Raw genomic sequence first — 23953 nt, forward strand, 5'->3', positions numbered from 1 at the left:
CTCCTCCCAGGGCAGGTCTCCGGCGGCTTGCTCAGCCCAGAAGCTGCACGATCCGCCGCAGGGCCGCGGCATAGCCTTCGATCCCCAGACCGGCGATGACCCCATCGGCGCGTTTCGAGACATAGGAATGGTGGCGGAAAGGTTCCCGCTTGTGGACCTGGCTCAGGTGGACCTCGATCACCGGGCCTTCAAAGGCCATCAGCGCGTCCAGCACCGCGACCGAGGTATGGGTCAGCGCGGCGGGGTTGATGACAATGGCCGCGGCCTCGTGCCGGGCCTCGTGGATCCAGTCCACAATCTGGCCTTCCCAGTTCGATTGCAGAAAGCGGATCTGATGGGGGGCTGCGGCCTCGCGGCACAGGGCCTCGACATCGGCAAGGGTCTCGCGGCCATAGATCTCGGGCTGGCGCTGGCCCAGCAGGTTCAGGTTCGGCCCGTTCAGCACATGGATCAGCGGCATGGTTTCCCCGTCGGTTTCGCGCCTTGTCCGTCCTGACTAGCGCAAGGGCGGCGCGCTGTCAGCACGCCAGCGCAGTGACAGGCGCGGCGCGACGGGCCGGATCGACCAGCAGCAGACCCTGCGCCGTCAGGACAGGCAGCCCGCCCGGCTGCGGCGCGCTGTGCCACCGGATCGCGCCGTCAGGGGCGATCAGGGCCAGCCGGTCGCCCTGCATCTCAAGCCGCCCCGGACCGGGGGCCTGCCACAGGACCGCGCCCTTGCGGACCAGGCGCGGGCCTTGCGCGGGGTCGTTTTCCAGCCGCAAAGCGGCGTCGGCTGCGCTGATCGCCTGACCGGGCCACAGCGCATCCTGGATCCGGTCGGGGGCCGCGCATTCGCCGGCAAGGCTGCGGGGCAGCATCGCGCGCAGATCGGGCGTGTCGGGGTCGGCGTTCAGGATCATCAGCTTGGCCAAGGCCGCGACCGGCGTCATGTCACCCGCCGCAATCGCGCCGGTCCCCGCGAGCCACGCGCCTGCCGCGTAATCGAAGGCGCCGACCTGCCCCGCCACCGCCCGGCTGGCGATCAGCACCGGCACGCGCGCCGCCCGCAGCGCCTGTTCCAGCGCGCCCGCGCCCTGGGGCATGTTGCCCGCGCCGAAGCCCTCCAGCACCAGCCCCGTGGCGCCATCCGCCAAGGCCGCGCGGACCATCTGCGCCAAGAGCGGGGCCGAGGCGCGGTGATCGGTAGGCACGGCGGGGATCTGCACGATCCGCTGGGCGTCGATCCGCGCGGCGATCCGGTCCAGCCGCGCCAGCGCCACCGCCCGCGCCTCGGGCGCATCCAGCGCCAGTTCGGGCGCGGCGGGGCCGGGCAGGGGGCGCGCTGCGCCCATGCGGATGCCGATGCCGCGTTCGGCCAGGGGGGCCAGATGCGGGCTGTCGAAGCCTGCAAATCGTGTGGTCGAGACCTTCAGCGCCCGGCTGCCGCGCAGAAGGCGTCCGTCGAAGAACAGTCCCACCTCGGGCAGGCGCAGGCGCGCGATTTCAAGCGCGCCGGTCAGGTTGGCCAGCGCGTCGCTGCCCGCGTTCAGGACCAGCCCGTCCGGCGTCTCGCGGAACAGGGGTAGCTGCGCGCCGGTCAGGATCACGGGCTTCGACAGGCAGGCGCGCGGCAAACCAAGCGCATCGGGCACGTTCAGCAGCAGCGCCAGCGCTGCGCCGCTGTAATCCATCGTGTCGGTGCCGTGCAGGATCACGAAGGCGTCGTGATCGGCGTAAAGCTCAAGCACGCGGCGCGCGATGCGGCACCAGTCCGAGGGGCGCAGATCGGTGCTGTCCAGCATCCCCGAGGGGCTGTCAAAGCGCAGGCCCGTGTCGAAATGCAGCGCCATGCCGGGCAGCGCCGCGTCAAGGGCCGGGCCCAGCACCTGCCGCGCCGCATCCGCGAACCGGCCCGAGGGCATGGGCGCCAGAGGCGCGCCCACGCAACTGATGGTGCCGCCGGTATTGATGACGCAGATCCGCATGTCGCCCCCTTTCTGGCGACATTTACAGTCCGATCATCCCCGCTGCATCCAGAATCTCAGAAGCCGGAATGGGTTTTCAGGAACGCGGCTTCGTCCGGGGTGGTGTCGCGTCCAAGGATGGCGTTGCGATGAGGAAAACGACCAAAGCGCGCGATGATGTCGCGGTGATCGCGCGCGAAATGCAGCGCTTTTTCGTTGCCAAGCGCCTCATACAGCGCGACCGAGCGGTCTTTCGCATCCCTCTGAACCCCTCTACATGCGCGATTCTGGGGGGTTGCTGGTCGCGGCGACGGCCAACGGATCAGGCATGGCGGTGGACAAGGCCGAACCCGGCCAGGCCCTGCGCGTTCACTCTCGTGCGACCGACACGGCCAACCTGCGGCTGCGCCTGCCGCAATTCGCCCGACCGGGCGAGGAAAGGAAACCCATGCGCGACCTGCCCTTCATTCACCGCCTTTACGCGCCCGAGGAGCCGGACGGCTCGACCCTGATCCTGCTGCATGGCACCGGCGGCTCCGAGACCGACCTGATGCCTCTGGCCCATCGCGTCGCTCCCCGTGCGAACCTGCTGGGCCTGCGCGGCCGCTCGACCGACGAAGGCGTGACACGGTTCTTCCGCCGCCTGACCATGACCCGCTTCGATCAGGCCGACATCCGCAGCGAGGCCGAGACTTTCGCGGCGTTCTGGCAGGGCGCGATGCTGGCCTATGACCTCGACCCCGAACAGATCACGGTGCTGGGCTATTCCAACGGCGCGAATTTCGCGGGGGCGGTGATGGCGCTGCATCCCCACCTGATCCGGCGGGCGATCCTGATACGGCCCATGCTGGCGCTGGACCCCGTGCCCGAGGCCAACCTGTCCGGGCTGCGGGTGCTGACGCTGGAAGGCGCCCGTGACCCTTATGGCGCCCATGCTCCGGCGCTGAACGACTGGCTGGCGCGATCGGGCGCGGACCTGGATGCGCGCGTGATCGCAGCGGGCCACGAAATGACGCAGGCGGACCTGGAGGCGGCCAGCGCCTGGCTGGCCAGGGCGTAAGCTCAAGGCCCCCGGCGATGGGGGCCTGTCATCCCCGAATGACGCAGAAGATCAGACCCGGTCGTGGGGATACGGTCCTGCGATGCCTGTCAGCGCGACACGATCAATGTCGGGTGTCCTGGTCGCGGCGGCTGATGCTGGCGGCAAAGCCCGCGACGAAATCGGCCAGCTTGCGGCGCGTCTCGTCGTCGGTCAGGTTGCCCTGGTCGTCATAGAGATCGCCCGCCTTCGACACCAGCAGCCGCCCCTCTTGCCAATGGCGCGTGCCAAGAGCGCGCAGCACGGGCAGCCAATGCGCTTGTGACAGCATCGTGCCGAAGCCGCCGGGCGATGCGCCGATCACCGCGACAGGCTTGCCCTGAAACAGGGCGGCCGCCTTGCCGCTGCCGATCCAGTCGATCGCGTTCTTGAAGACGCCGGGAACGCCGTTGTTGTATTCCGGGCTGACCAGCAGCAGCCCGTCGGCCTGTTCCAGCGCCTGGCGCAGGGCGATGACGGCAGGTGGCGCGCCATGCTCCGCCTCGTCGTCGGCATTGTAAAGAGGAACCTCGGCGATGCTGCCGATCCGCAGCGTGACGCCCTCGGGCGCCACCTCCTGCGCCGCGCGCAGAAGGCCGGTGTTGAAGGACAGCTTTCGCAGACTGCCCGAAATCCCCAGAATCGTCGTCATCGCGTCTCCTTTCGCCAGGCGCGGCGTGTCAGGCCAAGGGCTTCAGCCCCGCCTCGATCTGCGCGCGCTTGCCTTCCAGGAAGGGCGGCAGCGAGAGGGATTGGCCCATCGTCTCGAACGGTTCGTCCACATCGAAGCCGGGCCCGTCCGTGGCCAGTTCAAAGAGATTGCCGCCCGGTTCACGGAAGTAAAGCGACCGGAAGTAGAAGCGTTCCACCTCGCCTGAATTCGGGATGCGGAAACCGGCAATATGGCGCGCCCATTCCGTCAGCGCCGCATTGTCCGGCACGCGGAAGGCGACGTGATGAACCCCGCCCGCGCCCTGACGGGCCTGCGGCAGGCCCGGCTGGACCGCCACATGCAGTTCGGCGGCGGCACCGCCCGGGCCCATCTCGAACACATGGACCTGACCCTCGCCGTCGGGGCTGGCATAGTCGCGCACCCGCCGCATGTTCATCACGCGGGTCAGCACCGCCTCGGTGGGCGCAAGGTCATGGACGGAAATCGTGATCGGCCCCAAGCCGCGGATCTGGTGCTGGGCGGGGATGTCGGTGCCCTGCCAAGGCTGCCCCTGCGGATCGGGGGCGGCGACAAGGCGCAGGCGCTGGCCCTCGGGGTCTTCGACATCCAGGGTCGCGCGGCCATCCAGCGTCGTGATCTTGCCCGCCAGCCCGTTCAGGCGACTGGCCCAGTAATCGAGGCTGTCCTCGGCGACGCGCAGCCCGGTGCGGGTGATCGCGTTCGTGCCGCGCCGCTCGCGAGGCGCGGGCCAGTCGAAAAAGGTAATGTCGGTGCCGGGGCTGCCCGCCCCATCGGCGAAGAACAGGTGATAGGCCGAGGTGTCGTCCTGGTTCACCGTCTTCTTGACCCGGCGCAGGCCGAGCGTTTCGGTATAGAAGCGGTTGTTGGCGGGCGCATCGGCCGTGATCGCCGTCAGGTGATGGATTCCGGTCAGTTCCATGGGGGCCTCCTGTGCGTGCTTGCCCTTGAATATGGGGCAAGGCGGGCGTTCGCGGCACCCGTCAGGCTGACAACGCCGCGTTCGGTTCTTGCGAACTCATCCGGTCGTGATAGGGTTTCCCCATGGGCTGGGACATCGCGGATATCGAGACCTTTCTGGCGGTTCTGGATGCGGGCAGCATCTCGGGGGCGGCAGCGCGGGCGGATCTTTCGAAATCCGTGGTCAGCAAGCGCATCAGCGATTTCGAGGCCGCCTTGGGCGTCGCGCTGTTTACCCGTCATGCCGGGCGGATCACCCCCACGGACAGCGCCCTGGCCCTGGCCGAGCGGCTGCGCCCGGCGCTGGCCGAGTTGATCGCCGCGACCGAAAGCGCCTCGGACCCCGAGGCCGAGCTGCGGGGGCGGCTGGCCATCGCCGCGCCGATGAGTTTCGGTATCCGCCATCTGGGGCCAGTCATCGCGGATTTCGCGCGCGCCCATCCGCGGTTGGAGATCGTGCTGGATTACGACGACCGCCATACCGATCTGGGCCGGTCGGGTTTCGATCTGGGGCTGCGGATCGGGCATCTGAAGGACAGCAGCCTGATGGCGCGGCGTCTGTGCGAAGATCCGCGCGTGCTGGTCGCCAGCCCCGATTACCTGGCGCTGCATGGCGCCATCGAGACGCCCGCCGATCTGGCCGGGCATGAGGCGATCGGCTATCTGAATGCACGACTGGGCGAGATCTGGCCCTGGGCAGAGGGGGTCGCGCCGCCGCGCAGCGGGCGCGTCTCGGCCAATAACGGCGAGGCGATCCGCGACATGGCGGTGGGCGGGCTGGGGCTGGCGCTGCTGCCCTTGTTCATCGTGCATGATGCGCTGCGGACGGGGCGGCTGGTGCAGGTTCTGCCGGAACTGGTGCGTGAGCCTCTGCCGATCAGCGTGGTCTGGCCTCAGATCCGGCCCATGCCGCGCAAGACACGCGCCTTTGTCGATCATATCGCGGCGGCCTTCGCCGCCGACCCGCCATGGCAGCGGGGTCTTTTGCGTCCCGCGACGGCCGGGGGGCCAGCCCCCCGGCCCCCCGGGACATTTGAGCCAAGGCAAGGGAAGGATTGCACATGAAGCTGGTCGATCCCGAGGCACCGTTCTTTCGCCCGCTCTGGGTGCGGGTTCTGTGCGTCGTGCTGCCTCTGGCCTGGGCGGGGGTCGAGTTCTGGTTTGCCAGCCCCTTCTGGGGGATGATCTTTGCGGCGGCGGGGCTGTATCTGGGATTTGCGCTATTCGTGCGGCGGCCCGGCGGCTGAGCGCCGGACCGGACGTGATGTCAGACCGAAAGCCTGGGTGCGCCGGCGAGCCAGGCAAAGCCGTTGGCCGGCAGGTCGAGCCGTTCGCCGCTCAGCGTGGCGGCCGAGGGGCCGGTCAGCGCGGTTTCGTCCTTGACCGTCAACGCGACCGGGTCCGGCGAGAGGTTGAAGAGCGCCGTCAGCCTCTGCCCGTCATGGGCTCGGGTGAAGCCGAGGATCGGCTCGGGCAGGTCGAGGAAGGTCGTCGCGCCATAGCGCAGGGCGGGCTGCGATTTGCGGAAGGCCAGCGTGTCGCGATAGGCGGCGAGAACGCTGTCATTTGCCGTCTGGCCCGCTACCGCGCGCGCGGCCTGTTCGGGTTTGATGGGCAGCCAGGGCTTGACGGTCGAGAAGCCGGCATGGGGTTCGCTTGCATCCCAGACCATCGGCGTGCGGCAGCCGTCGCGGCCCTTGACCTCGGGCCAGAAGCGCAGGGCGGGCGGGTCGGTCAGCTCCTCATAGACCAGGGTGGTTTCGGTCAGGCCCAGTTCCTCGCCCTGATAGAGGCAGATCGTGCCGGGGAAGGACAGCAGCATGGCCGCCGATTGCCGCGCCAGCGCGTCCTGGTCGCGTGCATGAGCCGACCAGCGCGTGACATGCCGGACCACGTCATGGTTCGAAAAGGACCAGCAGCTATGGCCATCCGGGGCGCCCTTGTGCACGCCTTCGATGCAGCGGCGGAAATGCGCGGCGGTGAATTCCGGGCTGAGCATCTCGAAGCTGTAGCACATGTGCAGCCGGTCGCTGCCCGCCGTGTATGCGGCCATGATGTCGATGGCCGACTGGCCGCTATCGCCCACTTCTCCGACCATCATGCGGGCATCGTATTCGTCGGTCAGCGCCCGCATCCGCTTGAGGAAGGCGATGTTCTCGGGGCGGTTCTTGGAATAGACATGGCGCTGGAAGCCGTAGGTTTCGGGGCCCTTGTGGTCGGGATTGGGCGGGTTGTCGCGCAGCTTGTCGTCATGGAAATAGTAGTTGACCGTGTCCAGCCGGAAGCCGTCCACGCCGCGTTCCAGCCAGAAGCGCATCGTCTTCAGCAGCGCGTCCTGCACATCGGGGTTCCACAGGTTCAGGTCGGGCTGCTCGATCAGGAAATTGTGCAGGTAGTATTGCCGGCGCCGCGGCTCCCATTCCCAGGCCGGGCCCCCGAAGACCGAGGGCCAGTTGTTCGGCGGCGTGCCATCGGGTTTCGGATCGGCCCAGACATACCAGTCGGCCTTGGGATTGTCGCGCGACTGGCGGCTTTCCTGAAACCACGGATGCTTGTCCGAGGAATGGCTGAGCACCTGGTCGATGATGACCTTCAGCCCAAGCTGATGCGCACGCGCCACCATCGCGTCGAAATCGGCAAGCGTACCGAAGAGCGGGTCCACGTCGCAGTAATCGCTGACATCGTAGCCCATGTCCTTTTGCGGCGAGGTGAAGAAGGGCGACAGCCAGATCGCATCCACCCCCAGCGCCGCCACATGGTCCAGCCGGCGCGTGATGCCCGGCAGATCGCCGATGCCATCGCCGTTGCTGTCCTGAAAGCTGCGTGGATAGATCTGGTAGATCACTGCATCTCGCCACCATTCCACCATCATTCGACCTCCTGCCGCGGGTGATTCCCAGTGCCAGGCCGCGACTATAGCGGGAGGCAAGGCAAGGTGTTAGCGTTCACGAAAAGCAAGTCCGGATCTGCGTTCCGGTTTCTGCATGTTGAGCGTGAAAATGATTTCTGAACAGGGTCTTGGTGCTATCAGCCGGTCGGGCTCTATGCGCAGACGATCCGGTTCGAGAGCTTTGAATGGGGCTGAGCGATCCCGAACAATCGAGACTGGCTTGGGGGCAGGCAGGTTGTGGCCGAATCTTTGGCGACCTTGCTGCTGACGGGAAGGGCGGGCGGTCTGGAGCTTCTGGCGAGCAATGCGCCGCATCTATTTGTGCCGCCGGACAGACCCTATCTGGGACCAGACGGGCGCGACTGCCCCGGCAATCCGCAGCGTTTCGCGGCGCTCTCCTGGATCGCTGCCCGGATCGGCGCCGAAAGCGCAGGCGGCTGGCCGCCCGACATCCTGCACGGCCATGACTGGCAGGCGGGGCTGATCAAGGAAGATCGCCGCACCGATCCTGGTGCCCCGCCCTTTCGGCTGATGATGCCCCATGACCGGGACGGTGATCTGAATGGCGCATGTGAAGGGCCTGACCGCCGGGCGCAGCGACATCCCCGACGCCGGAGCCTATCCGGCCTGGCCTCGGGCCCGGTGGATCATCTGACCGGACTGGGCATCACCGCAATCGAGCCCTTGCCGTTCTTGCCTTTGGCGATGATCGCTTCCTGATCGACAAGCCCGCCAAGCGCGTCGCGGTATTTGCGGTGCGGTTCGACCATGACGGGCGGCCCGCGACCTTCCGTGTGAACTTCGTCGTGGCCATGACGGGTTTCACGCTGATGGACATTGTCAGCGACAACGACAGGCACAACAAGGCTCATGGCGTGGATCATCGCGACGGACACAACCATGACTTGTCCGATAACAGATAACATGGGTGCCGAAGGGCCGATCGGCGATCCCGTCATCCTGGCACGCCGCGACCGCTGCCGCGGCAACCTGACGCCACGCTGATGCTGGCCCAGGGCAGGCCGATGCTGCGGGCGGGCGATGATCTGGGCAATTCGCAGGGCGGTAACGACAATGCCCATGCCCAGGATAATCCGACCGGTTGGGTGAACCGGGGCAGGGCTGATCCGGATCTTCTGGCCTTTCTTCGCCGCGTCATCGCCTTTCGCGCGTCCCATCCGGTCCTTGCGGCAAAAGCGGTTCCTGCACAGCCAGCCATGTCCACAGGACGGCTGCCCGACATCTTCTGGCGCCGCGAGGACGGCGCGCCGATGCAGCCCGAGGACTGGACGACCCGAATCGTCGCCTTCTGACGGTCGAGATGCGGATGGCCTCGGGGACAGCGGATGACGCGGCCTTGCCCGGCACGGCCTTTGTGGCGATCCGCAACGGCCTTGAAACACGGGCGCGCCTGCCCGAAACGACGCTTGGCGGGCGCTGGCACCGCCCTCTGGACAGGGCAAGCGATGGTGACGTGGCCAAGCCCGCCGATGCCGATGCCGCTGCCGAAAAGGCCCGAACCCGCCATGCCCGCCATTTCATCGAGGTTTCCGAGGATATGAGGATCGCCCTGAAGCTGATCGCCGAAGAGCGGCTCGGTCGGGCCGAAAGCCGTTATTTGTTGCTGGACCGGACCAAGGAACAACAGTCTGTTCCGGGCGCCTCGGATTTCGACGCCTGTTTCGCCGCGCAGCGCGATGGGAACCGTGCCTGTCGTGACGCTGCGGGGTGTGACCGGATGGCCGTCCTGACATCGCCGGCTCGGGCTATTGCCTGTGCGACTGCACGATCCGGGGCTGAATGCGCGACATCCGGGATGTGCAGCCGTCACGGGCTAAGCCGCACCGGCCCGGCGGGCCGCGATGCGTTCGGCCCGCTGGAACCCCTCGTGGATCATCACGGCCAGGATGCCCACGATCAGCCCGCCTTGCAGCACAAAGGCCGTGTTGCCCGACAGAAGCCCCGCGATGATCACCTCGCCCAGAGTGCGGGCCGCGACCGTCGATCCGATCGTCGCCGTGCCAAGCGAGATCACCGCCGTCAGCCGCATCCCGGTCAGGATCACCGGCAGGGCCAGAGGCAGCTCGATCTGCCATAGCCGCTGACGGGCCGTCAGGCCCATGCCTCGGGCGGCTTCTCGCACGGGGGCGGGCAGGCCGGTCAGCCCGGCCAGCGCGTTCTCGAAGACCGGCAAAAGGCCGTAGAGAAACAGCGCCAGCAACGTCGGTCCGGTGCCGAACCCCATCAGCGGCACGGCCAGCGCCAGCACCGCGACGGGCGGAAAGGTCTGGCCGACGCTTGTGATCGTGCGCGCCAGGGGCAGGAATTCGCGCCCCGCAGGCCGTGTGACCAGAACCGCCAGCGCCAATGCCACGATGGTCGAGGCCAGCACCGCCAGCGCGACCAGCGCCAGATGCGACAGCGTCAGCGCCAGAAGCGGGGTCTGCGTATAGATCGCGGGCGCGCCGTTGCGGGTGAAGGGCTGGAACAGAGGCGCGAAGGCCTGGGGCTGGACCAGAAAGGCCAGCAGCCCGATCCCGGCCAGCGCCAGAAGGATGCGCCCCGTCATGCCGTCCCTGCCTCGGGCCGGGCGGCCGCGCGCAGGGCGGCCAGCGTGACGATGCCGCCCCCGGCCACGGGCAGCGCCTCGGCCCCGCGCCACAGGCATTCGGCCAGCGCGTCGCGCAGGCTGGCCTCGGGCGGGATCGGCGCGCCCGAGGCATGGCCTGGGCTGCGCAGGGCATCCACCTGCGACAGCGAGAGCAGATAGAAGGGCCGCTGCTTGTCGCCGATCAGGTCGCGGACGAAATCCGAGGCCGGCGCGGTCAGGATCTCGGCCGGGGGGGCATATTGGACAAGCCGCCCCTGATCCATCACCGCGATGCGGTCGCCCAGACGGATCGCCTCGTCCATGTCATGCGTCACCAGGATGACCGTCGTCCCAAGGCGGCGCTGGACGGCGCGCAGATCCTCTTGCGCCTGTGCGCGGATCACCGGGTCCAGCGCCCCGAAGGGCTCGTCCATCAGCAGCAGGTCGGGCCGCGCGGCCAGCGCCCGCGCCACGCCTACCCGCTGTTGCTGGCCACCCGACAGATCCTGCGGCATCCGGTCCCGATAGGCGGCGGGGTCCAGCTGGAACAGGGTCAGCAGCTCGTCCACCCGCGCCGCGATCCTGTCGCGCGGCCAGCCCAGAAGGCGCGGCACCGTTGCGATGTTGCGCGCCACGCTCTGATGCGGGAACAGGCCGTGGCCCTGGATCGCATAGCCGATCCGCCGCCGCAGCAGGTGGGCGGGCTGGTCGGCCGTGTCCTCTCCGTCGATCAGCACCTGTCCGGCGCTTGGCTTGACCAGCCGGTTGATCATCCGCAAAAGCGTCGTCTTGCCGGAACCCGACGTGCCGACCAGCGCCGCGATCTGGCCGGTCGGCACGGTCAGACTGACATCATCGACGGCCAGAACCTCGTCGAAACGGCGCGTCAGGTTGCGGATCTCGATCATGGGGCGGTCCTTTCGCGGCGGCTGGCGCGGGTCAGCAGATCCAGCGCGATGCCTGCGACCAGCGCCAGCGCGATGGTGGGCAGCGCGCCCAGAAGGACCATATCCATCGCCGTCTGATTCAGGCCCTGAAAGACGAAGGTGCCGAAGCCGCCGCCCCCGATCAGCCCGGCGATCACGGCCAGGCCGATGCTCTGGACCAGGACGATCCGCACCGCCGCCAGCAGCACGGGCAGCGCAAGCGGCAGCATCACCTGCACCAGCACCTGCGCGCGGGTCATGCCCAGGCCGCGCGCAGCCTCCAGCGCAGCCTGCGGGACCGAGGCCAGCCCCGCCAGGGTATTCGCCACGACCGGCAACAATGCGTAAAGAAACAGCGCGACCAGCGCGGGAAATGGACCGATGCCCGAGATGCCTGCCTGCGCCGCGCCGGGGATGGTCGCCGCGATCCAGCCAAAGAGCGGGATCATGATGCCGAACATGGCCAGCGAAGGAATTGTCTGCAGGATATTCAGCGCCGACAGGACCGGCCCGCGCATCCGCATACGGCCATGCAGCAGCACGCCAAGCGGCAGACCCGCCGCCAGCGCCAGCGCCAGCGAACCGAAGGCCAGCGCCAGATGCGCCCGCGCCTCGCGCAGAAAGACCGCCTGACGCGCCTGATATTCCCGCATGACCGAGACCTGATCCAGCGCGCCCGAGGCCAGAACCGCGCCGATCCCCGCTATCGCACCGCCGAGGATCAGCCAGCGCAGTCGCAGGGGCGGGTTCAACCGCGCGATGGCATCGGCCAGCATCAGCGACAAAGCCAGACCCGCCAGCCAGAACCCGGTTGATGGCGAAATGCGGGCCATCCGGTCGCCCTCGGGTGTCAAGACCGCAGCCGCCGCGCCAAGGGCCAGCATCAGCCCCAGCACCCCCGCCAGCGGCAGCGCAATCCGCGCCCGCAGGGGCAGGCGCGGCGCGACCAGAAACAGTGCCGCCAGCGCAGCCGTCAGCGCCCAGCCCCAAGGCAGGGCCTGATGCAGGGCCAGACCCTCTCCGGGCAGGATGCGGTTCGGCCGGAACTGCACCAGCGGCAGGGCCAACCCGGCCAGGCCGATCAGCGCGAACAGCAGGCCGGGGCGGTCCAGCCGGGCGATCATCCGTCGATGAAGCCCGCTTCCGTCAGCCACTCACGGGCGACCGCGTCCGAAGGCTCGCCGCCGACCTGGATGCGGCCGTTCAGTTCCTGCAGGGTCTCGAGATCCAGCGCCAGGAAGATCGGCTCGAGGATTTCGGCGATCTGGGGATGGGCCTCAAGCACCTCGGCCCGGACGATCGGGGCGGGCTGATAGACGGGTTGCACGCCCTGGTCGTCCTCCATCACGACCAGGCCTGCGGGGGCGATGCCGCCATCGGTGCCATAGACCATCGCGGCGTTCACGCCCGAGGTCTGCTGTGCTGCCGCCGCGATGGTCGCCGCCGTGTCGCCGCCCGAAAGCTGGATCAGCTGGTCCGGCGCGAGGGTGAAACCGTAGGTCTGCTGAAAGGCCGGCAGGGCGGCGGGCGAGGTCACGAACTCGGTCGAGGCGGCCAGCACGATCTGCCCGCCGCCCGCGATCCAGGCGCCCATCTCGGACATGGTGGTCAGCCCGTTCTCCTCGGCCACGTCCTGCCGCAGCGCGATGGCCCAGGTGTTGTTGGCGGGCGAGGGGGTCAGCCAGACGATGTTGTTCTGTTCCAGGTCCAGTTCTGCCACGCGGGCCAGACCCGCCTCGGCATCCTTCCAGACCTCGCTGTCGGCCTCGTTGAAGAAAAAGGCGCCGTTCGCGGTATATTCGGGATAAATGTCGATCTGCCCGGTGGTGATCGCATCGCGCATGATCGGCGTGCCGCCCAGTTGCAGGCGGTCGCGCACCGGCAGGCCCGCATCCTGCAAGGCCATCAGGATCATGTTTCCCAGAAGCCCGCCTTCGGTGTCGATCTTCGAGGAAACGGTAATATCCTGAGCCGAGGCGCCCGCGGCCCCCATCGTCAGGATTGCGGCAAGGGCAAGGTGGCGTCGGCTCATCGGAAACTCCTGTCCTGGTCGTGGCCCATGTGCCGGGAACCCTTCAGAATCAGGCAGGGCCTTGGCTTAATGCACGAAACGCGGTCCGGTTCCCGGATATCCGAAGCGCCTGACCGTCAGCCGCCGAAGCTGCGGGTCGCGCCGCTGCCGGTGCCGCCGAAACCGCCCCTGGATGCGGCGGTGGCGCGGGTCATGGGCGGCTGTCCGGCAGTGGCGGCGGGGCGGGTGAATTGCTGCCCGCTGACCGTCGCGCGGCCCGTATTGCTGCCGAAATTCGTGGTCCGTGCGGCGTTGGTATATCCGCCTTGCGCGTTGCGATACATCGGTTGCGCGGCGGCCTGACCGGCACTTGCGCGCCCCAGCATCGAGCCAATCAGGTAGCCTGCCAGAAGCGGCATGAAGATGCTGCCCGAACCGCCCGCCTGCTGTGCCTCGGAACTGCAATTGCCGACGCCATGCTGTTCCTCGCAGACTTCGAGACTGTCATAGCGGGGCGCGGCCTCGACATGCAGGGCCTCGGCCTCGGCAAAAGCCGCCTCGCATTCGGCGGCGGTGAACAGCCCGCCCTGCGCGGCGGCGGCCTGACAGCTTGCCAGATCGGGAAAGGCCTGCGCCTCGACCTGTTCCTCGCGGCAGCCGGCGACGGTAAAGGCGGCGGCGCCGAGAATGGTCAGCGCGACGGTTCTGGAACGTTTTCTCATATCCCCTCCTTGGCGCATCGCTACGCCTGACGTTTCGCGGGTCAATCCGCGATGAAATGCGGCTTGAAGCGCGACAGATCCTGCGTGATGCGCGAACGGTCCTCGCGCAGGCCCATGCCGACGCAATCATGGCCCGCGATCCAGGCGCCGATTACCGGGTGGAAGCCGTCGAACGCGGGCAGAGGGTGATAGGCCTGCACGATGCGCGGGTGGCGGTCGTAATCGCCCGCCGGGCTGGATTCCGAGACTTCGCCCGCCTCGACGATGCTGACGCCTGCCCCTTCGCGCGAAAAGAGCGGCTTGACCACATGGCCCCGGCGCAGCGTCGCGGCCGCCATGTCGAAGGCACGGGCTACCTCGGGCGCGGGCCGTCCGCCCGAGACCAGCGCATCGGCCACGTCATCGGCAAAGAAGGCGGGCAGCAGGTTCGGATGGCCGGGGAACATCTGCCACAGGACCGGCAGAAGCCCCTTGTTGGACACGACCGCCTTCCAGGCGGGTTCCAGAAACAGGCAGCCCGAACCGGCAATATGGCGGGCGTAGTCGTCGGCCAGCATGTCCTCCCACGGATAGAGCTTGAAGAGCGTGCCGATCACCCGTCCTTCGGCGTCGAGGAACTGGCCGCCATGGCTGACGCCGATCTTGTCGAGATCGCTGTAATGGGCGCCCATCCCGGCCTCGCGCGCGGCCCAGGCCATGGATTCGACGGTGGCGTAATCCTCGGGGTTGCCGGCGATGGCGGTGAAGTGGATATCGGTATCGGGCGCGAACAGGCCCCGGAAGCGTTCGACCAGCGCCTCGTGGATGCCATTGAACTGGTCGGCGCCTTCGGGCAGGTGGCCGGCCGCGATCTGATCCTCGAGCCATTGCCACTGGAAGGCTGCGCTTTCGTAAAGCGAGGTCGGGGTGTCGGCGTTGTATTCCAGCAGCTTCGCCGGGCCGGTGCCGTCATAGGCCAGATCCATGCGGCCATAGATTTCGGGCTCGTTGCGCGCCCAACTGTCGGCGATCAGGTCGAAATGCGCCGGGGGGATGCCTAGCCGCGCCATCAACCTTTCCGAGCCGACGATGGCGGCCACGGCCTCGCGCGTCATGGCGTGAAGCTGGGTCGCCGGATCTTCGATATCCTGTTCGATCTGGGCCAGCGTGAAGCGGTAGGCCGAGCTTTCATCCCAATAGGGCTCGCCATGCATGGTGGCGAAGGTGAAGCCAACGTCTTCGGCCTTTGCGGCCAGGTCGGGGCGGACGGGCAGGGCGATCTTATGCATGGCCTCTGACATAGGGCGAAGGGCGCCCGAGAACCAGAGGAAAGGGCGTCGCGGGGGGGCGCCGGGCAGGGGGCGCTGCCCCCCATCCCTGTTCCGGGGATTGCCCCCGGGATACTTGGCCCAAGGCAAAGGGCTCAGGCGGCTTGCCAGTCCAGCGGGTGCGGGGCTTCACGATGGGCAAAGCGCAGCAGGTGGCTTTCGACGACGCCGCGCAGCATGTCCAGCGGTTCGGCCTCGGGCGCTTCGACGGTGAGGTGCAGGCCGGTCGGGGTCAGCGCGATGGTCGCAGTGCCTGCCGCGAAGTGCAGCCTTGCCCGGGTGTCGGAGGCCTCGACCTGGATCTTGTGGCCGAAATGCTTGGCCATCGTCCCCATCAGGGCGGGGCCGCGTTCCGTCGGGAAGGTGGCGGTGAGTTGCATGGGAACTCCTGTCATGCGGTCCTGCAGGGCGGGTAGCGAATGTTGATGCAATTTGTCAACAAACAGACCTTATAACCTGACAAAAATGCACTGTTATTCTTTACCCTGCGATGATGACGCGCTAAGCCGTGCAAGCGGCCGGGGCGTAACCAGAAGCCCGGCTTTGACCCGAAAGGAAATGACATGCGACTTCTGGCAGTTGCTGTTCTTGCAACCCTTGGCCTGTCCTCGGCGGCACTGGCCGATACCGTCGTGATCCCCACCGCCCAGGGCGAGGTGTCGCTGGAGGCCGCGCCCGAACGGGTGGCGGTCCATGACATGGCCGCGCTGGACACGCTGATCGCGCTTGGTGTGACGCCTGTGGCCACGATCGAGCGCGTGACGGTGCCCGCTCTGGCCGAGGCCGTGGCCGGGGCCGAGCGCGTCGGCACGCTGTTCGAGCCCGATCTGGAAGCGCTGGCCGGGGTCGGACCGGATCTGATCATCGTCGGCGGCCGATCGGCGGCGCAATTGCAGGCGGTGTCGCAGGTGGCGCCCGCCATCGACATGACGCTGGAGGAAGACCTGATGGCCAGCGCCAAGGCGCGAATTGCAGGCTATGGTCGGCTTTTCCAGCGCGAGGCCGAGGCCGAGGCGCTGACCCGCGAACTGGACGCTGCGCTGGAGCGGTTGCGGGCGGCCTCGGAGGCGAAGGGGCGGGCGCTGATCGTGCTGACCAACGGCACGCGCATGTCGGCCTATGGGGCCGGGTCGCGCTTCGGCTGGATCTTCGATGCGACCGCGCTGGAAGAGGCCGCGCCTGGGCTGGACACGGCCACGCATGGTCAGGCGATCACCCATGAATTCATCGCCGAGGTGAATCCCGACTGGCTGATCGTCGTCGATCGCAGCGCCGCGATCGGCGAGGAAGGGCAGGGGGCCGAGGCGACCTTGCGCTCTGGTCTGGTCGAGCAGACGACAGCCTGGTCGCGGGGGCAGGTGGTCAATCTGGACCCTGGCGCGGCCTATATCTCGGCCGGGGGATACGGTGCGATGATGACGCTGATCGGCCAGCTGACCCAGGCGCTTGAGGGCGCCGAAACCCGCAACTGATGCGCATCCTGCCAGCCCTGTCATTGGCACTGATCGCGCTGATGCTGGCCAGCCTGACCATCGGCGCCGCGCAGGTCGATCTGCGGATGCTGCGGCAGGATCCGCTGGCGATGCTGGTCCTAGTGGAATCGCGCCTGCCGCGGATGCTGGCCGTGGCCCTGACCGGGGCTGCCCTTTCGGTGGCGGGCGTGCTGATCCAGGCGCTGGTGCGCAACCGTTTCGTCGGGCCGGACACGTCGGGCACGGCCGAGGGCGCGGCCCTGGGCCTGCTGGCCATCACGATCTGGGCACCGGCAAGCCCGCTCTGGCTGCGGATGGTGGTGGCCAGCCTGGCCGCAATGGCCGCGACGGCGCTGTTTCTGGCGGTGATCCGCCGCCTTCCCGCGCGAGAGGTGATGCTGGTCCCCATCGCGGGGATCATCCTGTCGGGCGTCGTCGGCTCGGTGGTGACCTTTGTTGCCTGGCAGCATGATCTGATGCAGTTCGTTGGCACCTGGCTGGGCAGCGGCGAATTTTCGGGCGCCATTGCGGGGCGGTATGAGTTGCTGTGGATCGCGGGCGGAGCGGCGGTGCTGGCCTGGCTTGCGGCCGATCGTTTCGCGATTCTGGGGCTGGGCGATTCAGTGGCGACGGGACTTGGTCTTTCCGTCGATGCGGTGATGCGTCTTGGCCTGCTGGCCGTGTCGGTGGTTACGGCCATGGTCGTGACGACGGTGGGGATGCTGCCTTTCGTAGGGCTGGTGGTGCCCAATCTGGTCGCGCGGCTGATGGGCGACAACCTGCGCCAGACGCTGCCGGTCGTGGCGCTTGCCGGGGCTGTGCTGGTTCTGGCCTGTGATCTGGTCGCGCGCGTCGTGGTGGCGCCCTACGAGCTGCCCGCCGGACTGATCCTGGGTGTTCTGGGCGCGGGTCTGTTCCTGTGGCTTCTGCATCGCAGGCCCGCGCATGGCTGAGGCACTGACGCTTGCGGCGCGTCCCGCCGCCTTGCGCCCCGTTTGGGTGCTGGCGGGGCTGGCCTGCCTGTTGGCAGCGGTGTCGGCGCTGTGGATGTGGCAGGGGCTGGGGGGCGGCGGCAATCGCGGCTTTGTCCTGGGGCTGAGGGCGAACAAGCTGGCTGCACTGGCGCTGGTGGGCGTTTCGGTCGGGGTCTCGACAGTGACGTTCCAGACCGTCGCCGCGAACCGGGTGCTGACACCCTCGATCATGGGGTTCGATGCGCTTTACGTGCTGTTGCAGACGGCACTGGTGGCCTCGCTGGGGATCGCGGGCTTCGCCGGGCTGCCCGCCACCGCCAAGTTCCTGTCCGAGATCGCGCTGATGGTGCTGCTGGCCTCGGCGCTGTTCGGAACGCTGATGTTGCAGGGCGCGCGGGACATTCCACGCATGATTCTGACCGGGGTGATCCTGGGCGTGCTGTTCCGGTCGCTGGCGGGCTTCATGGGCCGGGTCATGGACCCCGCGCAATACGCGGTGGTGCAGGCCGCCAGCTTTGCCAGCTTCAACCGGGTGAACGCCACGCTGCTGCCGGTTGCCGGTGCGGTCACGTTGCTTGCGGTGCTGGCCGCCTGGCGGATGTCGGCGCGGCTGGATGTGCTGGCGCTGGGGCGCGACGCGGCGGTCTCGCTTGGGCTGAGGCACCAGGCGGTGGTCATCGCCGCGTTGTCGCTGGTCGCGCTGCTGGTCTCGGTCTCGACGGCCGTTGTGGGGCCGGTCGCCTTCTTCGGACTGATTGTCGCCGGGTTGGCGCATGGGTTGACGCGCAGCGCCTCGCACGGCGTGCTGCTGCCTGCGGCGGGGTTGATCGGCGCCACGATCCTGATTGGCGGTCAATGGCTGTTCGAGCGGCAATTGGGCCAGGCTGCCACCCTGTCGGTCGTGGTCGAATTCGCGGGCGGGTTGTTTTTCCTCTATCTTCTTCTCAAGGGACGCATCCGATGATCGAGATTCGGGCCGTCAGCCATCGGATCGCGGGAACGCCGATCCTGCATGACATTACCACCCGCCTGCCCGAGGGGCGCCTGACCGCGCTGATCGGGCCGAACGGGGCGGGCAAGTCCACGCTTTTGCGGCTGATCGGGCGGCTTGAGCCGCTGCAGGCGGGCCGGATTCGCGTGGCGGGGCACGACATCGCCACGACGCCGACCGACAGGCTGGCGCAGGTCATGGCGGTCCTGGGCCAGCAGACGCTGATCGCCAGCCGCCTGCGCCTGGCCGAGCTGGTGGCCTTCGGGCGCTGGCCGCATCACAAGGGCCGCCCCACAGCCGCCGACCGCGCCCATGTGGCCGAGGCGATCCGGACCTTCGCCCTTGATCCGCTGGCGGATCGCTTCATGGACGAATTGTCCGGCGGTCAGGCGCAGCGCGCGCATATCGCGATGGCCTTCGCGCAGGACACCGAATGGCTGCTGCTGGACGAGCCGCTGAACAATCTGGACATGAGCCATGCCCGCGCGCTGATGGCTCGCCTGCGCGCGCTGGTCGATCGGCAGGGCCGCAGCGTGGCCGTCGTGCTGCACGAGGTGAATTACGCCGCGGCCTGGGCCGATCACATCATCGCGCTGAAGGATGGCAGTATCCTCGCCGAAGGCGCGCCCGATGCCGTGTTGACCGAGGAGCTTCTGTCGCGGCTCTATGACGCGCCGATTGCTATGGGCCGCCATCAGGGTCGTCCGCTGGTCCTGCACCACGCCTGATTGCCGCCCCCCGGTCGGGCCGGGATCGGGGGCGCAGCCCCCGGCGAAATCCGCCCCTTCGATGGGGGCGGCTTTCGCGGCTTGCCGGATCACCGCTGGACCATGATCGGCAGTTGAAACGAATAGCGCGCCTCGGTCAGGCCCGCCGGTGCTGCCGGGCATCGTCCGGCCCGCTGCGCCGCCCGCAGGATGGACTGGTCCACGTCGTCTTGTCCCGAAGACGAGGCGACCGCGATAGCATGGATCGTCCCGTCCCGCCCGACCGACAAGGCCAGCACGACCCTGCCCCCGCGCGCGCCGCGCGGCGTGTCGGCCCGGCGGCTGATGCAGTTGCGGATCTGGCCGCCCCATTGGCTCATCAGGTTCGTCCGCTGGTTCTCGCTGATGCCGCCGGCCCCGCCGCCGCCGCTGTTCGGGCTGGGCGCGCTGCCACCCTGTCCGGCCTGCTGCGGCGGGGGCTGGGATTGCGCCTGCTGGCGCACCGGAGCTTCGAGGGCACGTTGGCGCGGCTCGGCGCGCTGCTGCTGTGGCTCGGGTCGGCTGCGATCCGGGCGGCGCTCGGGCCGGGCTGAGACTTCCAGCGTCAGCGCGGGTTCGACAGGAATCTCGGGCGGATCGAGGCGCCGGATCTCGGGCAGGTTCATCTCGGCCGCCTCGATCCGGGGCGGTTCGGGCGCCTCGGGCAGGTTCGGCGCGGCCATCGGCATGTCGGGTGCGGCCAAGGCCGGAGGTGCCTCGGGCAGGGCGGTCATCTCGACCGGCTCGGGCTGCGGCACGGGCTGCATCTCGGGCGGGGTCTCGGGTTGCGCCAGATCGGTGGGTGTGGCGATCTCGGGCGCATTTTCCCATTGGGACACCATCGACTGCACCTCGACACCGCCCGCGGCCAGAGCGGTCGGACCCAGATTGCCCATCTCGCCGCGCTGCAACCGTTCGGGCATCAGGATCGCGGCCGCCGAGACATGCAGCGCGGCGGCGATGGTGATGAAGCCGGCGGTTTCCAGAACGCGTCTCTGGATCATGTTCACCCTCCGCTGACGACAAGGCGCGCGCCCTCGGGGGCGATCTCGCGCAGGCGTTTCAGATGCGCCGCCACGATGACGGCCGGGGTCGCGCGGTCGGCGCGGATCTCGACCGGCTGTTCGGGCGCGGCCAGGGCGATGGCCTGCCAGACATCATCGCCGCGCGCCTCGTTCCAGGCCAGATCGCCCGAGGCCGAGACGTAAAGCACGTCACGCGATTCGGCCCGCAATTCGGCGTTGCCGCCCTCGGGAGGCGTCACGTCGAACGGGGTCGAGGGCGCGATCTGCGAGGTCAGCAGGAAGAAGATCAGCAGCAGGAACACCACGTTGATCATCGGAATGATCGTTTCGCCGCGCGGGCGTCGGGGGGGCATGTCGATCCGCATGGGCTACTCGATCAGGATGAGGTCGGCGAAACCCGCCTCGCGCAGCAGGTCCATCACTTCGACCAGACGTTGCAGGTCGGCCTCGTCGCGCGGGCGCAGGATGACGGCGCCGCCCTCGGGCATGGTCTCGACCGGCATCAATTCGGCCAGCGCGGCGGGCAGGGCCTCGGGCGTGATTTCGGCGCCATTCAGGCGCAGCGCGTCGGGCGCAACGTCCAGCAGGCGCGGCGGCCCCTGCCATTCCGTCCGGGCGCCGCCGGTGCCGCCCGCGACCGGCAGGACCGCATCCATCCCGAAGCGGGAGGCCAGCATGAAGAAGATCAACAGCAGGAACACCACGTCGATCATGGGCGTCAGAGACATCCGCCGCGGATGCCGCCTTGGCCCCAGATCGAATCTTTCGATGTCGTCCGTGCGGCTCATTCCGCGGCCTGCCGTTGCCAGTCCTCGCCCGCCCGCGGGTCGGGTCGTGTGACGGCGCGGGGGGCCGCGACGAAGACGCGGGTGGCCAGATCCTCGAGATCCGCCTGAAGCCGGTCGCTGATGCTTTCGAACCAGGACAGCGCCACACCGGCGGGGATCGCCACCGCCATGCCCGCCGCCGTGGTCAGCAGCGCGACCCAGATGCCGCCCGCCAGATCGGCCGGATCGGCCTGATTGCCCGAGCTTTGCAGCACCTGAAATGCCGCGATCATGCCCAGAACCGTGCCAAGAAGGCCCAGAAGCGGCGCGATCGTGGCAATCAGTTCCAGCGCCCGCAACCCTTCGCGCGCGCGATACAGCGCCTGTCGCGCCACCCGCGCGGTTTCCTCGCGGGCGGCCCTGTCGTCGAAGGCGGGATCAAGCGTGGTGCCGATGGCCGCCTGCACGACGCGGGCGCGGGCCGAGGGGCGACTGCGCACCTCGGCCATGGCCTCGCGCCAGCGACCTTCGGACCACAGCTGGATGGCGCGGCGCGAGTGGCGCCCGCCCCAGACGCCGAGCCGCCACAGCGACCACAGCTTCCACAGCACCACCGTCAGCGTCAGCACCGACAGGGCCGCGATCAGCCACATCGTCCAGCCGCCATCCCGGATCATGCCGATCAGCGGCAGGGCGGACAGGGTCTGGGTCATCTGGTTCATTCGGTGGCTCCTTGTCTGCCATCCCGCCATGCAGGGCGGATCAGAACGCTCTGGTCAGCGTCAGTTTGACATTCCGCCCGGCCGCAGGACCGGTCAGCCATGTCGCCGGGGTATAATCGCGATTCGTCACGTTATCGACGCCGAAATTGACCTGAAGCCCTGGCGCGATGCTGTCCGGCGCGGTCCAGGTGGCGTAGATGTCGTGGACGCCGTAGCCCGACCGATGCGTGCCATCGGCCTTTTCGCGGCCATCGGCCAGGGTGCTGCGCGCGCCGATCTTCCAGTTGTCGGAAAGCTGATAGCTGGCCTGCAGCATCAGGCGGTTGTTTTGCAGCGTGTCCAGCGTGGCGCCGTCCTGATCCTCGCCCTCGACCACCGAGACCGAAGCGCCCAGTTGCCAGCCCGCGCTGGCATAGCTGGCCTCGATCTCGCCACCGCGAAGATAGGCCCGGTCGATGTTTTCGTAGGCCGGGGTGGGCGCGCGGCCATTGGTGCGCACGATCATGTCGCGGATATGGTTGCGAAACAGCGTGACGCGCAGCGCCGCCTCGTCGCCTTGGGCGATCAGGTCGCCTCCGCTGTAACTGAAGCCGATTTCCAGGTTGCGCCCCTTTTCGGCCCGCAGATCGGGCGAGGCCGCGCCGCCGGCAAAGCCGTCGTAAAGTTCGTCCACGGTCGGGATTCGGCGCACATCGGCGGCGGATCCGAAGACGCGCCAGCGGTCGTTCAGCCGGTAGATCGCGGCAATCTGCGGCTCGGCCGCGTTGGTGGACACGCGGTCGTCGCTGATGGTGACGGTATCCTTCGGTTCGGTCCGCTGCCAGGTCTGGCGCAGGCCGGTATTCACGGTCAGCGCGCCCAACGTCACCTCGGACAGGGCATAGATCGCGTTCTGCCGGGTGAAGGCCTCGGGATGCGAGGACGAAATCGTCGTCGAGGACCGGTCCTGCCGCGAGGTTTCCGCGCCAATCGTCAGGTAATGCTCGTGGCCCGCGCCCGACAGGTCCGCGACGTTCCTCACGTTCAGCTTCCACAGCGCGTAATCGCGCCGCCCCAACAGGCTGGGCATGATGGGTTCCGCCGGGTTGGAACCCTGTTGCACATCCTTGATCGTGTTCGTGTAGGACAGCGTCACGCGGGTGTCGATCAGCGCAGTGTCGGCGGGGTTGTAGCCCCAGACCAGGCGCGCAGTCTGGTCGCGGGTCAGGATGTTGCCCACGCCCCAGCCCGGAAAATTGGGGAACAGCCCGACCTGCGGGCCGTCGATCTGGTTGAAATCCTGATCCCGGCCATCGGCCTCCAGATGCAGATAACTGGCCTCGACGTAATGGTCGCCCAGTTGCTGACGGGCCTTCAGCAGCAGGTTCGGCGTTTCCGAATTGGACCGGACGATGGTGTTGCCATCGGCATCCTCGGTCTCGCCCAGCTTGCGCCAGGCAAGTCCGGCGACGGCCTCGAACCCCTCGGTCGGGCGCCAGCCCCAGACCGCGCTGGCCAAGGCGGTGTCGGGGTTGCTGGCATAGCCCAGACGCACGCGCCCGCCGTTGGTCCGGCCCTGGGCGATCAGGTCGTCCGCCTCGATCGTCTCCATCGCGATTACCCCGCCAAGCGCGCCCGCGCCGTAAAGCGTGGACGAGCCCGGCCCGCGCAGCACTTCGACCCGTTTGAGGAAGTCGGGCTCTACGAACAAAGACCCTTGGCGATAGCTTTCGTAGTATTTCCGCTCGCCGTCGATGATCTGGACGATCCCGGCCTCGGAGGCGGCCGATCCGGTCGCGCCGAAGCCGCGGATGTTGAAGCCCTGCCCGAAGAACCCGGCCGAGCCCACGCCCTGCACACCCGGCACATTGGCCAGCACGTCCCCGATCGTGCCGGGGTTCAGGTCGTCAAGTTGATCCTGATCCACCACCGTCACCGATTGCGGCACCGAAGAGGCAACCTTTTCGGTGCCCGCACGCAGCACGATCGGGTCCAGCATCAACCCGCGTGCCTGTTCCTGCGCCAGAAGCGGCGTTGTCATCAGTGTCGTTCCCAGAAGGGCGGCCAGGGCCGTCAAGTTTCCACGCATCTTTGTCCCTTTGCGTCGCTTGTTCGCGCTGGCATCGGGCTGGCGTCTTGCGCCGCGTAAGGAATCT

General features: G+C 68.1%; 26 protein-coding genes and 2 pseudogenes. 9 read left to right on the forward strand and 19 right to left on the reverse strand.

The window, feature by feature from the left end:
* Window positions 1–31: 31 nt before the first annotated feature.
* From aroQ to KY389_RS15390, 3 genes and pseudogenes are all read right to left on the reverse strand, one after another.
* Complete coding sequence (aroQ, locus tag KY389_RS10110) at window positions 32–460, reverse strand: type II 3-dehydroquinate dehydratase (RefSeq protein ID WP_219830813.1); 429 nt, start codon at window positions 458–460, stop codon at window positions 32–34.
* 58 nt (window positions 461–518) lie between these two features.
* Window positions 519–1967: an asparaginase gene (locus KY389_RS10115; protein WP_219830814.1), complete on the reverse strand. Its 1449-nt coding sequence runs from the start codon at window positions 1965–1967 to the stop codon at window positions 519–521.
* Between the two features lie 56 nt (window positions 1968–2023).
* Window positions 2024–2191 (reverse strand): annotated as a pseudogene (locus KY389_RS15390) (DUF924 family protein); the annotation flags it as partial.
* 83 nt (window positions 2192–2274) lie between these two features.
* Between KY389_RS15390 and KY389_RS10125 the strand changes: the two are divergent.
* Complete coding sequence (locus KY389_RS10125; RefSeq protein ID WP_219830815.1) at window positions 2275–3006, forward strand: alpha/beta hydrolase; 732 nt, start codon at window positions 2275–2277, stop codon at window positions 3004–3006.
* 103 nt (window positions 3007–3109) lie between these two features.
* Here KY389_RS10125 and KY389_RS10130 read toward each other — a convergent pair whose 3' ends face one another.
* Together KY389_RS10130 and KY389_RS10135 are read right to left on the reverse strand one after the other, a co-directional pair.
* Window positions 3110–3676 (reverse strand): NADPH-dependent FMN reductase, encoded by a 567-nt coding sequence (locus KY389_RS10130; RefSeq protein WP_219830816.1) that lies wholly within the window; start codon window positions 3674–3676, stop codon window positions 3110–3112.
* 28 nt (window positions 3677–3704) lie between these two features.
* Complete coding sequence (locus tag KY389_RS10135; RefSeq protein ID WP_219830817.1) at window positions 3705–4637, reverse strand: ring-cleaving dioxygenase; 933 nt, start codon at window positions 4635–4637, stop codon at window positions 3705–3707.
* A 122-nt stretch (window positions 4638–4759) separates the two neighbouring features.
* On the opposite strand from KY389_RS10135, the gene KY389_RS10140 reads away from it, so the two are divergent.
* On the forward strand, window positions 4760–5740 hold the full coding sequence (locus KY389_RS10140) for a LysR family transcriptional regulator (RefSeq protein ID WP_219830818.1): 981 nt from the start codon (window positions 4760–4762) through the stop codon (window positions 5738–5740).
* Window positions 5737–5922, forward strand: coding sequence for a hypothetical protein (locus tag KY389_RS10145; protein WP_219830819.1), 186 nt, complete (start codon window positions 5737–5739; stop codon window positions 5920–5922). Before KY389_RS10140 ends, KY389_RS10145 begins: the two co-directional genes overlap by 4 nt.
* A gap of 20 nt (window positions 5923–5942) precedes the next feature.
* Here KY389_RS10145 and KY389_RS10150 read toward each other — a convergent pair whose 3' ends face one another.
* Window positions 5943–7544 (reverse strand): alpha-glucosidase, encoded by a 1602-nt coding sequence (locus KY389_RS10150; protein ID WP_219830847.1) that lies wholly within the window; start codon window positions 7542–7544, stop codon window positions 5943–5945.
* Window positions 7545–7802: 258 nt separating this feature from the next.
* Between KY389_RS10150 and KY389_RS15395 the strand changes: the two are divergent.
* Window positions 7803–8039 (forward strand): annotated as a pseudogene (locus KY389_RS15395) (glycogen/starch synthase); the annotation flags it as partial.
* A gap of 173 nt (window positions 8040–8212) precedes the next feature.
* Here the strand turns inward: KY389_RS15395 and KY389_RS10160 are convergent.
* On the reverse strand, window positions 8213–8524 hold the full coding sequence (locus KY389_RS10160) for a hypothetical protein (protein WP_219830820.1): 312 nt from the start codon (window positions 8522–8524) through the stop codon (window positions 8213–8215).
* Window positions 8525–8569: 45 nt separating this feature from the next.
* On the opposite strand from KY389_RS10160, the gene KY389_RS10165 reads away from it, so the two are divergent.
* On the forward strand, window positions 8570–8878 hold the full coding sequence (locus tag KY389_RS10165) for a hypothetical protein (RefSeq protein ID WP_219830821.1): 309 nt from the start codon (window positions 8570–8572) through the stop codon (window positions 8876–8878).
* A 521-nt stretch (window positions 8879–9399) separates the two neighbouring features.
* On the opposite strand, the gene KY389_RS10170 is transcribed toward KY389_RS10165, so the two are convergent.
* The 7 genes from KY389_RS10170 to KY389_RS10200 all read right to left on the reverse strand — a co-directional run bounded on the left by KY389_RS10170 (window position 9400) and on the right by KY389_RS10200 (window position 15501).
* A complete protein-coding gene (locus tag KY389_RS10170) occupies window positions 9400–10134 on the reverse strand; it encodes an ABC transporter permease (protein WP_219830822.1) in 735 nt (244 codons plus the stop codon).
* Entirely contained in the window at window positions 10131–11063 is a 933-nt protein-coding gene (locus KY389_RS10175; protein WP_219830823.1) for an ABC transporter ATP-binding protein, read from the reverse strand. The genes KY389_RS10170 and KY389_RS10175 overlap by 4 nt, the downstream gene beginning before the upstream one ends.
* Entirely contained in the window at window positions 11060–12235 is a 1176-nt protein-coding gene (locus tag KY389_RS10180; RefSeq protein WP_343222940.1) for an ABC transporter permease, read from the reverse strand. The genes KY389_RS10175 and KY389_RS10180 overlap by 4 nt, the downstream gene beginning before the upstream one ends.
* Complete coding sequence (osmF, locus tag KY389_RS10185; RefSeq protein WP_219830824.1) at window positions 12202–13113, reverse strand: glycine betaine ABC transporter substrate-binding protein OsmF; 912 nt, start codon at window positions 13111–13113, stop codon at window positions 12202–12204. Before osmF ends, KY389_RS10180 begins: the two co-directional genes overlap by 34 nt.
* 116 nt (window positions 13114–13229) lie before the next feature.
* Entirely contained in the window at window positions 13230–13814 is a 585-nt protein-coding gene (locus tag KY389_RS10190) for a DUF1190 domain-containing protein (RefSeq protein ID WP_219830825.1), read from the reverse strand.
* A 41-nt stretch (window positions 13815–13855) separates the two neighbouring features.
* The gene (locus tag KY389_RS10195; RefSeq protein WP_219830826.1) at window positions 13856–15082 is read right to left on the reverse strand and encodes a glutathionylspermidine synthase family protein; all 1227 of its coding nucleotides are present in this window, start codon (window positions 15080–15082) and stop codon (window positions 13856–13858) included.
* Window positions 15083–15216: 134 nt separating this feature from the next.
* On the reverse strand, window positions 15217–15501 hold the full coding sequence (locus tag KY389_RS10200) for a DUF2218 domain-containing protein (RefSeq protein WP_219830827.1): 285 nt from the start codon (window positions 15499–15501) through the stop codon (window positions 15217–15219).
* A gap of 183 nt (window positions 15502–15684) precedes the next feature.
* Between KY389_RS10200 and KY389_RS10205 the strand changes: the two genes are divergently transcribed.
* The 4 genes from KY389_RS10205 to KY389_RS10220 all read left to right on the forward strand — a co-directional run bounded on the left by KY389_RS10205 (window position 15685) and on the right by KY389_RS10220 (window position 19286).
* Window positions 15685–16593: a siderophore ABC transporter substrate-binding protein gene (locus KY389_RS10205; protein WP_219830828.1), complete on the forward strand. Its 909-nt coding sequence runs from the start codon at window positions 15685–15687 to the stop codon at window positions 16591–16593.
* On the forward strand, window positions 16593–17546 hold the full coding sequence (locus KY389_RS10210; RefSeq protein WP_219830829.1) for an ABC transporter permease: 954 nt from the start codon (window positions 16593–16595) through the stop codon (window positions 17544–17546). The genes KY389_RS10205 and KY389_RS10210 overlap by 1 nt, the downstream gene beginning before the upstream one ends.
* Window positions 17547–17640: 94 nt before the next feature.
* Window positions 17641–18531: an iron chelate uptake ABC transporter family permease subunit gene (locus KY389_RS10215; RefSeq protein WP_425517177.1), complete on the forward strand. Its 891-nt coding sequence runs from the start codon at window positions 17641–17643 to the stop codon at window positions 18529–18531.
* Complete coding sequence (locus KY389_RS10220) at window positions 18528–19286, forward strand: iron ABC transporter ATP-binding protein (protein ID WP_219830831.1); 759 nt, start codon at window positions 18528–18530, stop codon at window positions 19284–19286. The genes KY389_RS10215 and KY389_RS10220 overlap by 4 nt, the downstream gene beginning before the upstream one ends.
* A gap of 89 nt (window positions 19287–19375) precedes the next feature.
* Here KY389_RS10220 and KY389_RS10225 read toward each other — a convergent pair whose 3' ends face one another.
* Genes KY389_RS10225 through KY389_RS10245 form a run of 5 tightly spaced genes read right to left on the reverse strand, consistent with a single transcriptional unit; the run spans window position 19376 to window position 23886 of the window.
* On the reverse strand, window positions 19376–20308 hold the full coding sequence (locus KY389_RS10225) for a TonB family protein (RefSeq protein ID WP_219830832.1): 933 nt from the start codon (window positions 20306–20308) through the stop codon (window positions 19376–19378).
* A 2-nt stretch (window positions 20309–20310) separates the two neighbouring features.
* On the reverse strand, window positions 20311–20682 hold the full coding sequence (locus tag KY389_RS10230) for a biopolymer transporter ExbD (RefSeq protein ID WP_219830833.1): 372 nt from the start codon (window positions 20680–20682) through the stop codon (window positions 20311–20313).
* A gap of 15 nt (window positions 20683–20697) precedes the next feature.
* Window positions 20698–21117, reverse strand: coding sequence for an ExbD/TolR family protein (locus tag KY389_RS10235; RefSeq protein ID WP_219830834.1), 420 nt, complete (start codon window positions 21115–21117; stop codon window positions 20698–20700).
* Entirely contained in the window at window positions 21114–21818 is a 705-nt protein-coding gene (locus KY389_RS10240) for a MotA/TolQ/ExbB proton channel family protein (RefSeq protein WP_246588065.1), read from the reverse strand. Before KY389_RS10240 ends, KY389_RS10235 begins: the two co-directional genes overlap by 4 nt.
* Before the next feature lie 40 nt (window positions 21819–21858).
* A complete protein-coding gene (locus tag KY389_RS10245; RefSeq protein WP_219830835.1) occupies window positions 21859–23886 on the reverse strand; it encodes a TonB-dependent receptor domain-containing protein in 2028 nt (675 codons plus the stop codon).
* Window positions 23887–23953 lie beyond the last annotated feature (67 nt).

The organism is Paracoccus bogoriensis (genome assembly GCF_019431455.1).
Classification (GTDB): Bacteria; Pseudomonadota; Alphaproteobacteria; order Rhodobacterales; family Rhodobacteraceae; genus Paracoccus; species Paracoccus bogoriensis.

Bases quoted from the DNA above. Each gene is read 5' to 3' on its own strand.
- aroQ (WP_219830813.1), bottom strand. From the start codon at position 460: ATGCCGCTGATCCATGTGCTGAACGGGCCGAACCTGAACCTGCTGGGC.
- KY389_RS10115 (WP_219830814.1), bottom strand. From the start codon at position 1,967: ATGCGGATCTGCGTCATCAATACCGGCGGCACCATCAGTTGCGTGGGC.
- KY389_RS10125 (WP_219830815.1), top strand. From the start codon at position 2,275: ATGGCGGTGGACAAGGCCGAACCCGGCCAGGCCCTGCGCGTTCACTCT.
- KY389_RS10130 (WP_219830816.1), bottom strand. From the start codon at position 3,676: ATGACGACGATTCTGGGGATTTCGGGCAGTCTGCGAAAGCTGTCCTTC.
- KY389_RS10135 (WP_219830817.1), bottom strand. From the start codon at position 4,637: ATGGAACTGACCGGAATCCATCACCTGACGGCGATCACGGCCGATGCG.
- KY389_RS10140 (WP_219830818.1), top strand. From the start codon at position 4,760: ATGGGCTGGGACATCGCGGATATCGAGACCTTTCTGGCGGTTCTGGAT.
- KY389_RS10145 (WP_219830819.1), top strand. From the start codon at position 5,737: ATGAAGCTGGTCGATCCCGAGGCACCGTTCTTTCGCCCGCTCTGGGTG.
- KY389_RS10150 (WP_219830847.1), bottom strand. From the start codon at position 7,544: ATGGTGGAATGGTGGCGAGATGCAGTGATCTACCAGATCTATCCACGC.
- KY389_RS10160 (WP_219830820.1), bottom strand. From the start codon at position 8,524: ATGACGGGATCGCCGATCGGCCCTTCGGCACCCATGTTATCTGTTATC.
- KY389_RS10165 (WP_219830821.1), top strand. From the start codon at position 8,570: ATGCTGGCCCAGGGCAGGCCGATGCTGCGGGCGGGCGATGATCTGGGC.
- KY389_RS10170 (WP_219830822.1), bottom strand. From the start codon at position 10,134: ATGACGGGGCGCATCCTTCTGGCGCTGGCCGGGATCGGGCTGCTGGCC.
- KY389_RS10175 (WP_219830823.1), bottom strand. From the start codon at position 11,063: ATGATCGAGATCCGCAACCTGACGCGCCGTTTCGACGAGGTTCTGGCC.
- osmF (WP_219830824.1), bottom strand. From the start codon at position 13,113: ATGAGCCGACGCCACCTTGCCCTTGCCGCAATCCTGACGATGGGGGCC.
- KY389_RS10190 (WP_219830825.1), bottom strand. From the start codon at position 13,814: ATGAGAAAACGTTCCAGAACCGTCGCGCTGACCATTCTCGGCGCCGCC.
- KY389_RS10195 (WP_219830826.1), bottom strand. From the start codon at position 15,082: ATGCATAAGATCGCCCTGCCCGTCCGCCCCGACCTGGCCGCAAAGGCC.
- KY389_RS10200 (WP_219830827.1), bottom strand. From the start codon at position 15,501: ATGCAACTCACCGCCACCTTCCCGACGGAACGCGGCCCCGCCCTGATG.
- KY389_RS10205 (WP_219830828.1), top strand. From the start codon at position 15,685: ATGCGACTTCTGGCAGTTGCTGTTCTTGCAACCCTTGGCCTGTCCTCG.
- KY389_RS10210 (WP_219830829.1), top strand. From the start codon at position 16,593: ATGCGCATCCTGCCAGCCCTGTCATTGGCACTGATCGCGCTGATGCTG.
- KY389_RS10215 (WP_425517177.1), top strand. From the start codon at position 17,641: ATGTGGCAGGGGCTGGGGGGCGGCGGCAATCGCGGCTTTGTCCTGGGG.
- KY389_RS10220 (WP_219830831.1), top strand. From the start codon at position 18,528: ATGATCGAGATTCGGGCCGTCAGCCATCGGATCGCGGGAACGCCGATC.
- KY389_RS10225 (WP_219830832.1), bottom strand. From the start codon at position 20,308: ATGATCCAGAGACGCGTTCTGGAAACCGCCGGCTTCATCACCATCGCC.
- KY389_RS10230 (WP_219830833.1), bottom strand. From the start codon at position 20,682: ATGCCCCCCCGACGCCCGCGCGGCGAAACGATCATTCCGATGATCAAC.
- KY389_RS10235 (WP_219830834.1), bottom strand. From the start codon at position 21,117: ATGAGCCGCACGGACGACATCGAAAGATTCGATCTGGGGCCAAGGCGG.
- KY389_RS10240 (WP_246588065.1), bottom strand. From the start codon at position 21,818: ATGAACCAGATGACCCAGACCCTGTCCGCCCTGCCGCTGATCGGCATG.
- KY389_RS10245 (WP_219830835.1), bottom strand. From the start codon at position 23,886: ATGCGTGGAAACTTGACGGCCCTGGCCGCCCTTCTGGGAACGACACTG.